We start from the raw sequence: 15,361 nt of genomic DNA, 5'->3' as shown, positions 1-15,361 counted from the left end.
ATGTTTATGTTATTTTTTTAGTTTAAATGGAATCGTACATACGTTAACATTCTTTTGGTAAATCAAATACAATTTCATACGCAAACTTGTTTGATTGTGTAATAAATTATGCCAACGCTTCTTCGTAATAAACTCCGGAATCACTACTGTAATCATATAATTTTGATCGTTTGCTTTACGATTAATCTTATCGATAAACCGAGAAATCGGACGTATAATACTCCGGTATTCTGAATGTAAAATAACTAATCTTACATCCGGGAAATGTCGCTTCCATTTTTCTTGGAATGCCTTTTCATCCTCATCACCAAATGATACATGCACAGCAATCACATCATTATTAGCAAGCATTTGAGCATAATAAATCGATTTATCTACTGCTGTAGTAATACTCGTAATTGGCACAATCGCTAAGTTACGGTCTACTACGTCAACATTATGTACATCTATATCTGAACGAAGTTGCTCTGCAATGTCGCGATAATGTTTGTTAATTTTCAAGAAGAAAATCACAACGAATGGTAAGAATATAAGTATCGGCCAAACTTGACTAAATTTAGTTATGAGTAAAATCATAAAAACAATAAATGTTACGATACCACCGAGTAAATTCACTGACAACTTACTCACCCAATTCTTCGGACGTTCATGTATCCACTTAATAACCATTCCGAACTGCGCTAGCGTAAATGGAATGAATACACCTACAGCGTACAATGGAATTAAATCTTCAGTCATACCATCAAACACAATAATTAAAATAATAGCTAATACACCTAAAATAATAATTGAGTTAGAGTAACCTAAGCGATCTCCTCGAACAGTAAACATTCTAGGCATATATTTATCTTTAGACATTGACGCAGCTAACATTGGAAATGCTGTGAAGCCAGTATTTGCCGCTAACACTAAGATCATTACAGTTGTAGCTTGTACAAAATAGAAAGCCGCATTATCACCAAATATTTGCATTGCTAATTGTGATAATACTGTCGTTTCAGTTTGTGGCATAATTCCATAAATATAAGCTAACCCCACAATACCTACTAATAAAAACGCTAAAATTGAACCCATAGCAATTAACGTTTTTACAGCGTTTTTAGCACTCGGCTCTCTAAAATTCGTTACCGCATTTGAAATAGCTTCAACACCCGTTAATGATGAAGCCCCTGAAGAAAATGCTTTTAATAATAGAAATAATGTAACACCAGGTACTGCTGTTCCAACAGATGCATGCATATGCGGTTGGATATTACCTGTTGCCACGCGAATTGTTCCGATTAATATAAGTACCACTAAACCAATGATAAATAAATAAACCGGATAAGAAAGCACCGTCGCAGATTCAGTTAATCCACGTAAATTTAACACTAAAATAAACAGTACAAGTAAACAGGCAATTAAAACTTTATGGTCATATAAACTTGGAAATGCAGCTACAAAAGCATCTGCCCCAGACGATATACTAACTGCGACAGTCAATATATAATCAACTAATAATGATCCACCTGCAAGTAAACCCCATTTTTCTCCTAAATTCGTCTTCGACACCATATAAGCGCCGCCACCTTTTGGATAGGCATAAATCACCTGTCGATATGACATAATTAATGCAGCCAATAAAATAAGAACTGCACCGGCAATCGGTAATGTATACCAAGTCGCTAATGCACCTACAACAGACAATGTAATCAGTATTTGTTCAGGTCCATATGCAACTGAAGACAATGCATCAGACGAAAGAATCGCTAACCCTTTAAACTTTGAGATTTTTTCGTCTTTTAATTCTCTGTTTTTTTTAGGTTGCCCTATTATAAGTCTTTTAAATTGATTGAACATAATCTCCTAATCCTTTTTATACTTTTTGATGGATATCACTATACGCTTATCTTGTCAAAAAGTATAGTACATATATTGATATTTCGTATGTAATTATACACTCGTCAAGCTAAATTGTGTTAAAAATTATTGTAAATATACACCTTAAGTCAACTATTTGCTTAGAACTGCTATAATGAAATATAATCCATTACAAATTAAAGAAATTATTAACAAATAAGGATACATTTATGACTATAAAAAAAATCTATTTTCTATCTATCTCATTCATTATTCTAGTCGCGATATCCGTTATCATTTTCTTAGCAATACACAGTAATACAAAGACGCAACTGACAAATGATTCACAGAAACAAATTGATACTATTATTCGTCATGATTTACAGCAAGGCCATATACCAGGTGCGTCCGTATTGATTATAAAAAATGGTAAAGTCTTTTTAAATAAGGGATACGGTTATCAAAACATTGATAAAAAAATAAATGCAACACCATCAACAAAGTATGAAATTGCTTCTAATACAAAAGCATTTACAGGTATAGCAATTTTAAAATTAGCCCAACAAAACAGATTAAACCTAGATGATCCCGTTTCAAAATATGTTCCTCATTTTAAAATGAAATATAATGGTCAAAATGAAGATATCACTATCAAACAACTTTTAGCTCAAACAAGTGGTATTCCTAGTAATATAACAAGCGAAGATTCTGTGACAAGTAAGCGTAATCAATTAACAGATGTGGCAAGTGCTATTATGGGAGATGAGCTTCACCATAAGCCAGGCGAGGAATTTGAATACTCGAATATGAATTATGATCTATTAGGTTTAATCATCCAAAATGTCACAAAGCAGTCATATACGCAATATATAACAGACCATTGGCTTAAACCACTTCATATGACACACACGACATTTAAACAAACAAATGATAAATCTAAGCATGATGCAATAGGATATGAATTACAAGGTTCAAGCCCTGTTGTCTCAAAGCCTGAGTTTAATCATTGGGATACACCTTCTGCATATATGATGACTTCAACAGAAGATTTAGAACATTGGATCAAATTTCAACTTAATCCATCTAATAAATATAAGCAGTTAGTTCAGCAATCACACAAAAATTTATCATCAACTATTGGTGAACCAAATGCTAATGCTTATGCATCTGGTTGGTTTACAAATACTGATGAACATTTAGTCTTCCATTCCGGTACGTTAGATAACTTTTCATCATTTATTTTACTCAATCCCAAAAAATCCTATGGTATTGTCGTACTAGCAAATTTAAATTCTGACTATGTGCCTAAGTTAGTTGAACATCTTAATACACAGATAGTTAACAACACACACTATACTACTGTTGCTTCAACGTTGAATCATTATAAAGGACACTTCAATATTGTGACGACTGTCATGACAACATTTATATTGTTATCATTTTTATTTACGACTTATCGTGGTTGGCAAATGCGCCATGGTCAAATTCTTTTGCGTAGGTCAAAACGGATTGCTGTATTGAGTTGGTTATCATTATGTATATGTATTGCTTTAGCGCTCACGCTTTATGCATTACCATATTTAATTCTCGGTAGCAATAATTGGTCTTTTGTACTGACTTGGTTACCAATAGAAATTAAATTAGCACTAATCACAACATTAATTGCATTATTCAGTACATTAATTTTAATTCTGTTATTCCTTCATACAAAGATAACGAAGACATAATAAAAAGACTTGTTCGAATCGTGCGTTTGATAATATATCATCCACGATTCGACCAAGTCTTTATTTTTTACATATTAAACGGATAAATTATTATTTAATTGGATTCATGCCGTCTTTCCATGTTTTATAAATTAAAGAGCCACCTTGTGCTTTGAACTTCTCATTACTCACACCACGTTCAAATGGTTGCGCAGGTTGAATATCAATATTTGGTTCAACGCCTAATTGCGCTTTATACCATTCTGCAAATTCAGAGCCTTTTACAGGTTCATCATCAGCAACATTGTATATACCATTTTCAAAATTGATAGCTTGAATAGATGTTTCTACCGCATCATCAAGATGGATAAATGATGTTACGCCGTCTGATAACGTTACTTGTCCATCCATAAATTGATTGTATATCATACCATCTTTACCATACCAAGTACCTGGACCGTATAACCAACCAAAACGTAAGACAACGTATTCATCCATACGTGCCGTTTCTTCTTCTAGTCCAACGACACCATCAACTGTTACTTTTCTATCTCCAGTTGAATTAAAATCAAGTAATGTTTCTTCAGTTGCTAAACCTTCTCCAGGTTCATACATAAAGGCAATACTTTGTGCAATGACTTTTTTCACGTCATGCTTCTTAGCTGCATTAATTAAGTTTTTAGAGCCTTCAATACGTACTTTGGTATTCGCTGCCATATCGACATTTTTCAAATCAGTAATTTGATTGATAATTATTTCTGGTTTAAAGTCAGCTAAAGCTTGATCAATTGTATCGGCTTTTAAAATATCACCAATATATGATTTAATGCCAACCGATTCTAACTTCTGTTGACCATTCTCAGAAGTTGTAAAACCAGCAACTTCATGCCCTTCTTCTTTCAGTCTTTGAACTAATTTAATACCTATCAAGCCAGTTGCACCAGTCACAAAAATTTTACTCATTATAAACACCTTTTCTATTTTTTGTCTTATAATTACTTTCTTGAAGAGTGTACAAAATTCACGTTATACTTCCAAACAATTTGACTCAAAATTTTAAAAAATTCGCTGAAATAAAATCTAAAAGATAACATTCATATGCTCTAAAAGCCGATATTATTTTTGAATAAAATGACTACATGTTATCATATAAACTGTTGCAATTCTCAAATTATAAATTGAGCAATCCTCAACACTGCCATATCAAATCACATCAATTAATCTTGTGCTTGTCGCTGACTTTCTTTAGCATGTATTAAATCCGTAATAAATCGATTCACAGGTGCTTCTATATGGCGCTTCTTTCCTAGTGTTGCAACTGCACCATTGATATAATCAATTTCAGTCTTTCTATTATTAACGATTAGATCTTGATACATAGATGGATAGTGTGCACCTACTTTGTCATTTAAGCCTATTAAATATTCAAATACTTCATCAACATTTAAATGAACATCATCTATAGTTGCAACATGTACTATTTCTTGTGTTAATTTATAGATTAAACATTTGGCATAACTGCTTTCATTAAGTGCTGCCATATTGCATTCTAATACTGTACTTAAAGCATTGGCTGTACCATTAACACAAATTTTCTTCCAAATTGATTGATGTAAATCTTGACTAATAATACCATTTAATCCTGATTTGTTAAGAATTTCAGCAACTTTCGTAACGTTTTCTTCACCTTCACCAAGTAACGCACCAATTTCAACTGGTCCACTACCAAGCAAGTGACTATGTCCTGGACTCTCAAGACCTGCCGTCCAAGTTGTGACACCTCTAACAATTTGCGATTCAACAACATATTGCGAGATGATTTCTTCATGTTTCAAACCATTCATTGTACATACGACAATCGTTTCATTATCAATATGGGGCTTCATAGCATCCATCACTTCTTTTAATTGCATAGACTTTGGAAATAGAAAGACAACATCGTAAATGCTTTCGTCCGGTTGATCATTAAAATGATACATCGGAATATTTAACTCGAATGCTTCTCCATTAATCGTTATATTTAACCCATGTTCCTTAACCGCTTCAACATGAGAAGTATATCCATCAATAAGCGTTACATCATAACCTGCTTGAAATAATTTAGCACCAAAGCCACTACCTAGCGCACCTGCCCCTGCAATTGCAATTTTCATACTGTAAACCCCTCTTCATCATTGTTGTTCAATTTTAAAATACTACTTTCGTATATAGGCGTCAATTTGAAAATCATTCGCTTAATATACAAACACAGCTTTTACGTCTATAAAAGAACACACCTAACATTAAACGTCAATACGCAACATTAAGTGTGTATGATAAACTTACTTTCATAAAATTCACTTTAAACTCTCTACATAATACTTGCTTTCATTTCAGTTTTACAAATTCGTTTGATTTTTAGGAACTAATAGTAAAATGACTAAAAATGCAACAATTGCTAGCAAGGCATTAAACATCATACCTGTGAAGCCACCTAAGTTCAAATTTAAATTAGCTGCTAATACAGTATAAACCGTACCAGATACTGCTACTCCAAATGCATTTCCTAATGATGACGCCATTTTATATACGCCTGAAGCAACACCCGACTTATCATCTGGCGCACTCGCAACTGCGGTATCAGTCGATGGTGTAGCATATAATCCTAAACCAGTACCAAACAGTAAGTAGCCAACAATGCTAGACACGATATACCACATTTCTGGTAAAAATGTTAACGACAATAAGATTAACCCAATAACTGTAAAGCCACTTCCTAGTAATAGTGGGCGTTTCGGACCATGTTGAGATAAAATCTTTTCACCTACACGAATCATTGACAACACTGCTATTAAATACGTTAATGAAATATAACCCGTTTGCGAAGAATTAAATCCTAATTGTTGTTGATAATACGTGTTAATGACGATTAAAGCACCACCAGCAACACCATTTAATAGAAAATTAGATATAGTCGCCCCACTGTACCCTCTATTTTTAAAAATAGAAAAATCAACAAGCGGATATTTAATTTTATTTTCATAGTAAACAAAACCGATTAATGACAAGATAAAAATAACAATTAAGCTTAGTATCATTGGTGAGACTAAACCAAAATGAGACGTCTGTGTGATGATTACATTTAAACTTAACATCGTCACTACTAAAATGACTAACCCGATAACGTCAAACTTTTTAGCTTCTACATTCTTACCTTTGATTGGTTCTGCTTTAGTCTCAGGTGCATGTTTGATTAAGTACATTGCTAATAATGTTAACAGAATTGAAACAACAAATATTGAGCGCCAACCTATATATGTAGCCATTAAGCCACCAAACAACGTACAAATACCACTACCACCCCAAGAACCAATAGACCAATAGCTTAAGGCACGTTGCCTTCTTGTACCAATATAATATTCGTTAATAATAGCAAGTGTGGCTGGCATAATACATGCTGCAGAAAAACCTTGAATTATTCTGCCTATAATTAAAAATGCTGGCAAAGGTGTAATAATGATAAGTAATGAACCTACAACATTCAATATCAACCCTACATAAGTTATTTTGACGCGACCAATTTTATCAGCTACATCACCAGCACCTACGATAAACAAGCCAGCAAATAAGGCAGATAAGCTAACAGCGATATTTATCGTTCCAACGTCACTACTGTATGTTGATTGTAATGGGACAACAAGATTAACAAGTGACTGCGCGAATAGCCAAAAGGTAATAACCCCTAAAACAATACCCAATAGCAATCGATTGTCACCTCTAAATTGTTTTGATGTGTCCATGAATAAGATAAGCCTCCTATGTTTAAGAAAAACAAATTTTTAATATGATATATTAAGAAACAATATCATAAATTTGCAGAAAATTATAAATAAAACATTTCAATTTTTGGTATTTTTACAACATTGGAGACTATTTATACAAAATATTTCAGGATAATTATTGCCATTTTAGTGTAAACGCATACATTCTCCCAATACAAATAGGCCATCCAAATACCATTCAAGATATTGGATAGCCCATTGATTCATTTCAAATGTTTTAGATAATAACAAATTACAATATATCCATTTTCTCTATAAGTTTATCCCTTGGGGACGGTGCTTTGATCTATGTTTTTGATGACGTGTCGTTGGGTCTAATCGTTTTTCTAAGAATCTTAATAGTACATCAATGACGATTGCAATGATTGCAATTGGAATCGCACCCGCTAAAATAAATGTTGTGCCATCCGTCGCATTGGTACCACGAATTACAATATCACCAAGCGTAGGTGCTCCTATAAATGATCCAACGGCAACAACGCCTATCGCAACAACTAAAGCTATACGAATACCACCAATAATGACCGAAACAGATAACGGTAATTCAATCATTCGTAGCACTTGATTGCGTGTCATTCCCATACCTTTGCCAGCATCCTTAATATTCGCATCAACACTAGCTATACCAGTATAAGTGTTTTTAATAATTGGTAATAAGGCATATAGAAATACTGTTAATACTACTGTTTCTGCGCCTAATCCCATAACTAACATTAAAATAGCAAGCATTGCTATAACTGGCACCGTTTGAATAATATTTGCGATTGTAATTACAAATCCTGATAATTTAGTATATCTTGCAAGTAAGATACCTAATGGGATGCCGATTAACGATGCAAATAGCACACCATATACTGACATTAATAAATGTTTGAAAAATAAATCCCAAAGATAACCAAAGTTCATGGCATAATAATGAAACAATTGCTGTAATAAATTCCCTTCCATCATTTATGACCACCTTTCTGATTTTCAAAGTAGTGATGTTTTTTCAAAAATTCTTCAGCAACTACTGCTGGTTCTTTGCCTTTTCCATCCGCTTCATAATTCAATCGTTGCATCTCTGAAGTTGAAATTTTGCCATCTAATTTATTAATCGTCGTTTTAAGCTCTGGATGTTGACGCAACAATTCATTTGTAGCGACAGCACTTGCAGCATAAGGAGGAAAGAAATGTTTGTCATCTTTTAGTACTTTCAAATCATATGCAGCTATTCGTCCATCTGTAGAATACCCTAATGCAACGTCTAAATTTCCTGAACTTAAAGCATCATATACTAACCCGATTTGCATTGGTCTTACTGTACCGAAATCGAATCCATATTCTTTTTTAAATCCTTGGTATCCATCTCCCTTGCGATTCATCCATGAACTATCCATTCCTAAGCGTAAATCCTTACTATGTTTTGCTAAATCTGAAACTTTCTCCAAATGATACTTGTTAGCCGTTTCTTTCGTTACCATAAATGCATACGTATTCGCAAAACCATATGAGTTGAAAAATGTTTGATCAAATTTCTTTTGGAATCCTTGTTGTGTCGCTATCATTGCTTTCTTCGGTTCTTTGATTGGTTTTTCTTTTAAAACACCCGTTAAATCTGTGCCATTATATCTTACTCCTGAAATATTGGCATCTCCATTAATTAATGCGTTATGTTGAATCGTACTTGATCCTAAATTATTTACTAATGTTGGCTTAATCTTGCCATTCGTATCATGTTCGATTAATAGTCTCAACATATGCGAAATAATTTGAGATTCACTTGTCGACAATGCAGTAATTTTGACATCATTTTCCGTGCTTTTACTACCTAGTCCGGGTAAACTACATCCAGATAACACAATAAGAGATAATACAAGCACGACTACGATACATTTTAGTTTCTTCATTATCTTCTCCTCCTAATTATCCAGATATTTTTAACCCTTTTGGGACTATCCATTTTTCTACTAGTGATAATAAGGCATCAACACCTAATGCTAGTGCAGTAACGAGTACAGTTGCAGTTACAATCATCAGTGGATCATACAAATTTAATCCATTGAAAATGAAATCACCTAATCCACCCGCACCTACATAACTTGCAAGTGTTGCCCAGCTAATAACATATACAGATGATAAGCGAATACCACCTAGTATAAGCGGTAAGGCTAGGGGTAATTCAACATCTTTCATAAGTTGGATTTGTGTCATGCCCATACTTTTTCCAGCTTCTTTAATATTACTATCAATATTTTGAACACCTAGCACTGTGTTATTTAAAATAGGTAATAATACATAAATGAAGAGCGCTACAATTGCTGGCGTTTTACCAACACCGAAAATCGGTATCATAATAGCAAGTACAGCTAATGTAGGAATCGTTTGTAAGACTCCTGCCACAGTTAAAATAATATTGGCAGTTCGCTTCGTTTTAGATAGTAATATACCTAAAGGAACAGCAACGATGATGGCAAGTAATAATGCCACTATAGAAATATAGAAGTGTTCCAATGTTTTCGAAATGAGTTGTCCACCATTTTCTTGAAGGAATGCGATCATGATTCATCATCTCCTATGTCACGTGCTTTGACATTAGTAGTGTGTTGCTCATGCACTTTTGAGGACGCAGTGTCTTTCTCCACATGTTCTGTTTGCACTGTATCCTCGCTTTCACCCCAAATCGTGTCATAAACTATATCTACTACATTGGCACGTGTAATTAGTCCGACTAAACGATTATCTTGCTCTACTACAGGGATATTCCTAACGTTTCTTTTTAAAATCGTACGTACAGAATCTTGTAACTTAGAATCAATTTGAACGGTATAAATATTTTGTTGCATCATATCACGCAAAGTTTTGTGTCCTCGTATACCTTGGTTAATATCCTCAATGTCTAAGAATCCAAGTAAATGGTTGTCACTATCAACAACAAAAATCGTATCTACACGCTTTTGTCTCATAATATGAACAGCATCATTAAGCGTTGCATCTGCTTGTATCGTGATTGGCTTAATCATAACGCCTTCAACAGTCTTGTCATTCGGACGGTCTTGAATCAGTCTATTTTGACCGATAAAATCACGCACAAAATCATTTGCAGGATGCCTTAAGATGTTATCTGGCGTATCAAATTGCACCACTTTACCTTCTGACATAATACAAATTTTGTCTGCTAATTTAATCGCTTCATCCATATCATGCGTTACAAAGATAAATGTCTTTCCTAATTTCCGTTGTAAAGTTTTCACTAAATCTTGCAGTGTATCTCTCGTAATAGGATCTAATGCACCAAAAGGTTCATCCATTAAAATAATATCTTGCTCAGCTGCAAGTGCTCTAACGACACCGATACGCTGTTGTTGTCCACCAGATAATTCTGCAGGATATCGATCTAAAAATGATGCCGGTAAATCCACAAGTTTTATTAATTCTTTTGCGCGTTTATCCTTTTCCTCTTTAGACCATTTCAGCAATTTAGGTACCAACACAATATTCTCTTTAATCGTCATATGAGGCATTAACCCGATTTGTTGAATAACATAGCCAATGCTTCGACGCAATTCGACAGGGTTCATACTTCGAACATCTTTACCATCAATTTCAATTTGTCCTTTTGTCGCTTCAATCATACGGTTGATCATTCTTAAAGCAGTCGTTTTGCCACTTCCACTGGTTCCAATAAATGCGATAAATTCCCCAGATTGAATATCTAAAGAGATGTCATCGACTGCCTTTTTATTACCAGAATAAATTTTCGTTAAATGCTTAATACTTAACATAATCATTTCTCCTTCCTCATAAAAAATATGACGAATGATACACATAAAATAAAAAGACCATCATCGCAATTGTTAAACAAATAGAGTCATAAGTTAAACAAGTACACATCATGGTCTTGATTATGTAGAATTATATATTTATCATCTGCAATGTGAATCATTCAAAGTAAAAGGCACTATGTATGTTATATTTCTACCGATTACTTTGTTTGCACATTCGTATATTCGACATTTAAAACTAACATACTCTATATGATTTTATTAAACATTATTATTTTATCTTTAGCAACTAAATAGATAACTCATATTTTTCAAACACGAATTTATTATCGCTCAATTGGTTGTTTTATGACAAAAAAATGTCGAAAACGTAGAAAATTATTACAATTGTCGAATTTTTGCAATACTTATTCAAATTTATAATTACACAGAAACAACCGACTCATCTTACATTCAAAAAGTGTCTGTTATATTCCAATATCTTTATCATTGTAGCCAAATCCATCGCACTAAAAAATAACCAACAGCATTAGCCATTGGTTGTATCGCATTATATATCATGTATAATTTCGAGTGCACATTTCCATTACTCATTAACTACTTATCATGCATTCCTTTACCTTCTAATATTTGGTTAATATACTTTTCAACGCGCTTTTGTCTAGTCTCACTACGTTTAGCTTGTCCAATATGATAAATGTATTGGCGTTGTCTGCCCGGCGTTAATTTATAAAATGACGACTCTAACTGTGGCATTTCTTCAAACTTAACTTCAAGCTCTCTTGGAATGACATAATCCTCAGTTTTCTTCATTTCAACTTTTTTACCAGCTTTTTCTACTTTAATTGCTTCCTCTACATAGAATTTAATTTCTTCTGTACGCGCTTGAATCTCTTCTAGATTTTCAAAGCGTAACTGACGTGCCGCTTGTACCCTTTCAGTCTGTTGAATTAATGTATGATATTTATCTTCCAAAATGGCACCTTTATGAAATAATAGTGCGACATAGTTTTTAAAACCATGGATAATCACTACATTTTTATTATTTAAAGTATAACAAGGATGCATCCATTTATATGCTTCCTCTAATTCAGTTTCATTGAAAATTAACTCTCTCAAATATTTATATTCCTGCTGCCATTGGCTTTCTTTATTTAAAAATGCTTCTACTTGTTCATTCGGTTGTTTAATGTTCATAATAATCACTTCCAGTCTATTTTTCCTATATATTGTATTATATATCCAAAATTTCAAAAAAACTAATTTAGTCATTGTTTTTACACTTTCACAAAAGGTAAATTTGACTATTACATCCACAAATGTATTTATTGTACTTCTAGTAATAACAGCGCCTTATGTATATCGATTTAATAAGAACTATGTTCGCGTCTAATTCAGTCACAAAATTGTCTTGTTATACTTGTCACCCATCATCTATAGACCGTGGTATGATTAAATTGGGGATGATAAAGGAGGTTAATAAATATGAAGATAAGTACTGCAGGTGGTCAAATACATGGTATTACACAAGATGGCCTAGATATCTTCTTAGGCATTCCATATGCTGAACCACCGATTAATATCAATCGTTTTAAACATTCTAAGTTAAAAACACAATGGTCAAAGCCAATTGATGCTACAACTATTAAGCCTATACCACCTCAACCCGAAAATAAATTAGAAGATTTTTTCTCCTCACAATCTACAACTTTTAATGAACACGAAGACTGTTTATATCTTAATATTTGGAAACAACATAATGACAAAACTAATAAGCCCGTCATCATTTATTTTTATGGTGGAAGCTTTGAAAATGGTCATGGTTCTGCTGAACTCTATCAACCAACGCATTTAGTAAAAAATAATGATGTCATCGTTATCACATGCAATTATCGTTTAGGCGCATTAGGATATTTAGACTGGTCATATTTTAATAAAGATTTCCATTCCAATAATGGGCTTTCAGATCAAATAAATGTCATAAAATGGGTGCACCAATTTATCGAATCCTTTGGTGGCGATGCTAATAACATTACTTTAATGGGGCAGTCTGCAGGTAGTATGAGTATTCTAACTTTAATGAAACTACCTGACATTGAACCTTATTTCCATAAAGTTATTCTATTAAGTGGTGCATTACATTTAGACACCTTGGAAAATGCGCGCAACAAAGCTATGCATTTTCAAAAAATGATGGCCGATTATTTAGATACGGATGACGTAACAACGCTAACCACAGATGATATTTTGATGCTAATGTCTAAACTCAAGCAATCTCGTGGACCTTCTAAAGGCCTTGATTTAATATATGCACCTATTAAAACAGATTATATAAAAAATAATTATCCAACGACGAAACCAATTTTTGCATGCTATACAAAAGATGAAGGCGATATTTATATTACTAGTGAACAGAAAAAATTATCGCCGCAACGCTTTATCGACATTATGGAATTAAATGATATTCCTTTAAAATACGAAGATGTTCAAACGGCGAAGCAACAATCTTTAGCGATTACACATTGCTATTTCAAACAACCGATGGAACAATTTTTACAACAACTCAATATTCAAGATCCAAACGTACAATTATGGTTTGCGGAATTTGCATGGCATGATACTTCTAGCAAACACTATCGTAGCGCTTTTCATATTCTTGATATGATATTTTGGTTCGGAAACTTACAAATTTTAGCGGCACATCAATATCCAACAACTGCTCATCTTAAATTTTTAAGTCGACAAATGCAAAATGATTTAGCTAATTTTGCTAAAACAGGTAAAATGCCTTGGCCAAAATATCATAATGAACGCCGATACTTCCGCACATATCAATAATTGTATCGCACTTAAAAAAGCACACCTGAATTTAATAGCAGGCGTGCTTTTCATATGAGAATTATGATGATTTATATGTTTTAGCATAATGATTATTTTTTAATGTAAAAATAACAATTAAACCTAATGCGCCAATAATCGCGCTCGTATACGTGATAGCTTGAACTGAAACGTGCGCCATAACTAAGCCACCAATAATACCGCCAACACCTATACCGGCATTTAAACTCGACATGTTCCAACTCATGACTTGGCTTGTATCACCTTCAACATGTTGAATTACACCACTTTGAACAGCTGGGTTTGTACTCCATTGCATAATATTCCAAATAAACAGTCCTACTAACAATAAGCCCGTTCCTGGAAGAATAATATTCATCACTAACATCATGATGATAAAAATAGAGACAGAAATCATTAACCAACGTTTACTTGTAATTTTATCGGAGAATATACCACCTAATGATGTGCCAATGACCCCAGCGATTCCATTTACTAGAAGTGCTAATGAAACAAATGACATATCGTGACCATTAGATAAAATAAGTGGATTTATAAAGACGAATGTAACTGAGTTAGCAATCAAGACTAAGAACGTAATGATTAAATATTTTGCTACTTCTGCAGGTCTTAATATTTTTGAAGTAACATGATTTTCATGAGATGGTGCTTCATGATTCACAGGACCTCGGTTTAATTCTTGTTCTTTCGGTAAATAAATCATCATCAATAAACCTACGATGATACTGACAATAATTAAGAATAAAAATGTATATCTCCAACCTACTAAATCACCAATAACAGTTCCAATAGGTACACCAAAGACATTTGCACCACTAAAACCGGTATAAACAAGTCCAATCATTTTGCCACGATTTTTAGGCGCAGTTAGCATCGCAGTAATAGCTAGTACCTTAACAATAATCAAAGCAGCAGCTGCAGATGAAATGATTCTACCTATAACTAATATTGAAAAATTAGGTGCAACAGCGATAATACCGTTTCCGAGAATAAAAATAAGTAACGTCCATAACAATACCGGTCTAGTAGAAAAGCGATTTGTTAACTTAACTAAGATTGGTCCACATATCGCAAATGTCAAAGCATACATCGTCACTAATTGACCAATGACAGCTTCTGATACATGTAAGTCTTGACTCATTAAGTTCATGATTCCTGCAACCATCATTTCAACCATTCCTACTATAAATATACTTAAAATGAATGTGAATAATCGCATAACAGACATTTATAAAACTCCTTTCGAACAAATTTCTCGATATTCATTTCCCATAGAATAACGATTTATTAATAAATGTGTACAACACAAATTTACTTATAACCGTTCTATTATATAATATTTGGCAACTATTTTCTGTGATATATTGAAAAA

12 protein-coding genes are annotated in these 15,361 nt (G+C 33.4%); 2 read left to right on the top strand and 10 right to left on the bottom strand.

Annotated elements, in window-relative coordinates:
- Window positions 1-9: 9 nt before the first annotated feature.
- The gene (locus CD116_RS09525) at window positions 10-1,839 is read right to left on the bottom strand and encodes an APC family permease (RefSeq protein WP_047549923.1); all 1,830 of its coding nucleotides are present in this window, start codon (window positions 1,837-1,839) and stop codon (window positions 10-12) included.
- 230 nt (window positions 1,840-2,069) lie between these two features.
- On the opposite strand from CD116_RS09525, the gene CD116_RS09520 reads away from it, so the two are divergent.
- Entirely contained in the window at window positions 2,070-3,566 is a 1,497-nt protein-coding gene (locus CD116_RS09520) for a serine hydrolase domain-containing protein (RefSeq protein WP_047549926.1), read from the top strand.
- 90 nt (window positions 3,567-3,656) lie between these two features.
- Here CD116_RS09520 and CD116_RS09515 read toward each other — a convergent pair whose 3' ends face one another.
- The 8 genes from CD116_RS09515 to CD116_RS09480 all read right to left on the bottom strand — a co-directional run bounded on the left by CD116_RS09515 (window position 3,657) and on the right by CD116_RS09480 (window position 12,327).
- Entirely contained in the window at window positions 3,657-4,508 is an 852-nt protein-coding gene (locus CD116_RS09515; protein ID WP_047529813.1) for an NAD-dependent epimerase/dehydratase family protein, read from the bottom strand.
- A gap of 254 nt (window positions 4,509-4,762) precedes the next feature.
- Window positions 4,763-5,698 carry a 2-dehydropantoate 2-reductase gene (locus CD116_RS09510; protein WP_047549929.1) on the bottom strand — a complete coding sequence of 312 codons (936 nt, stop codon included), beginning with the start codon at window positions 5,696-5,698 and terminating at the stop codon, window positions 4,763-4,765.
- Window positions 5,699-5,923: 225 nt separating this feature from the next.
- A complete protein-coding gene (locus CD116_RS09505; protein ID WP_047549932.1) occupies window positions 5,924-7,324 on the bottom strand; it encodes an MFS transporter in 1,401 nt (466 codons plus the stop codon).
- A 294-nt stretch (window positions 7,325-7,618) separates the two neighbouring features.
- Window positions 7,619-8,314: an ABC transporter permease gene (locus CD116_RS09500; RefSeq protein WP_047426411.1), complete on the bottom strand. Its 696-nt coding sequence runs from the start codon at window positions 8,312-8,314 to the stop codon at window positions 7,619-7,621.
- Window positions 8,314-9,255 carry an osmoprotectant ABC transporter substrate-binding protein gene (locus tag CD116_RS09495; RefSeq protein ID WP_047529804.1) on the bottom strand — a complete coding sequence of 314 codons (942 nt, stop codon included), beginning with the start codon at window positions 9,253-9,255 and terminating at the stop codon, window positions 8,314-8,316. Before CD116_RS09495 ends, CD116_RS09500 begins: the two co-directional genes overlap by 1 nt.
- A 16-nt stretch (window positions 9,256-9,271) precedes the next feature.
- A complete protein-coding gene (locus CD116_RS09490) occupies window positions 9,272-9,907 on the bottom strand; it encodes an ABC transporter permease (protein ID WP_047549934.1) in 636 nt (211 codons plus the stop codon).
- Complete coding sequence (locus CD116_RS09485) at window positions 9,904-11,130, bottom strand: betaine/proline/choline family ABC transporter ATP-binding protein (RefSeq protein WP_047549937.1); 1,227 nt, start codon at window positions 11,128-11,130, stop codon at window positions 9,904-9,906. Before CD116_RS09485 ends, CD116_RS09490 begins: the two co-directional genes overlap by 4 nt.
- A 597-nt stretch (window positions 11,131-11,727) precedes the next feature.
- Window positions 11,728-12,327, bottom strand: coding sequence for a YdeI/OmpD-associated family protein (locus tag CD116_RS09480; protein WP_047549939.1), 600 nt, complete (start codon window positions 12,325-12,327; stop codon window positions 11,728-11,730).
- Window positions 12,328-12,615: 288 nt separating this feature from the next.
- Here CD116_RS09480 and CD116_RS09475 point away from each other — a divergent pair, with 288 nt between their 5' ends.
- Window positions 12,616-13,968, top strand: coding sequence for a carboxylesterase family protein (locus CD116_RS09475; protein ID WP_047549942.1), 1,353 nt, complete (start codon window positions 12,616-12,618; stop codon window positions 13,966-13,968).
- Between the two features lie 61 nt (window positions 13,969-14,029).
- On the opposite strand, the gene CD116_RS09470 is transcribed toward CD116_RS09475, so the two are convergent.
- Complete coding sequence (locus CD116_RS09470) at window positions 14,030-15,217, bottom strand: MFS transporter (RefSeq protein ID WP_047529796.1); 1,188 nt, start codon at window positions 15,215-15,217, stop codon at window positions 14,030-14,032.
- Window positions 15,218-15,361 lie beyond the last annotated feature (144 nt).

The sequence above is a fragment of the Staphylococcus schweitzeri genome (assembly GCF_002902405.1).
Taxonomy (GTDB): Bacteria; Bacillota; Bacilli; order Staphylococcales; family Staphylococcaceae; genus Staphylococcus; species Staphylococcus schweitzeri.
Note: the sequence above shows the minus strand (reverse complement) of the source record. Positions and strands in the feature narration are given on the sequence as shown.

Excerpts from the sequence above, each read along its gene's own strand:
- CD116_RS09525 (WP_047549923.1), bottom strand. The coding sequence starts at position 1,839 with ATGTTCAATCAATTTAAAAGACTTATAATAGGGCAACCTAAAAAAAAC.
- CD116_RS09520 (WP_047549926.1), top strand. The coding sequence starts at position 2,070 with ATGACTATAAAAAAAATCTATTTTCTATCTATCTCATTCATTATTCTA.
- CD116_RS09515 (WP_047529813.1), bottom strand. The coding sequence starts at position 4,508 with ATGAGTAAAATTTTTGTGACTGGTGCAACTGGCTTGATAGGTATTAAA.
- CD116_RS09510 (WP_047549929.1), bottom strand. The coding sequence starts at position 5,698 with ATGAAAATTGCAATTGCAGGGGCAGGTGCGCTAGGTAGTGGCTTTGGT.
- CD116_RS09505 (WP_047549932.1), bottom strand. The coding sequence starts at position 7,324 with ATGGACACATCAAAACAATTTAGAGGTGACAATCGATTGCTATTGGGT.
- CD116_RS09500 (WP_047426411.1), bottom strand. The coding sequence starts at position 8,314 with ATGGAAGGGAATTTATTACAGCAATTGTTTCATTATTATGCCATGAAC.
- CD116_RS09495 (WP_047529804.1), bottom strand. The coding sequence starts at position 9,255 with ATGAAGAAACTAAAATGTATCGTAGTCGTGCTTGTATTATCTCTTATT.
- CD116_RS09490 (WP_047549934.1), bottom strand. The coding sequence starts at position 9,907 with ATGATCGCATTCCTTCAAGAAAATGGTGGACAACTCATTTCGAAAACA.
- CD116_RS09485 (WP_047549937.1), bottom strand. The coding sequence starts at position 11,130 with ATGTTAAGTATTAAGCATTTAACGAAAATTTATTCTGGTAATAAAAAG.
- CD116_RS09480 (WP_047549939.1), bottom strand. The coding sequence starts at position 12,327 with ATGAACATTAAACAACCGAATGAACAAGTAGAAGCATTTTTAAATAAA.
- CD116_RS09475 (WP_047549942.1), top strand. The coding sequence starts at position 12,616 with ATGAAGATAAGTACTGCAGGTGGTCAAATACATGGTATTACACAAGAT.
- CD116_RS09470 (WP_047529796.1), bottom strand. The coding sequence starts at position 15,217 with ATGTCTGTTATGCGATTATTCACATTCATTTTAAGTATATTTATAGTA.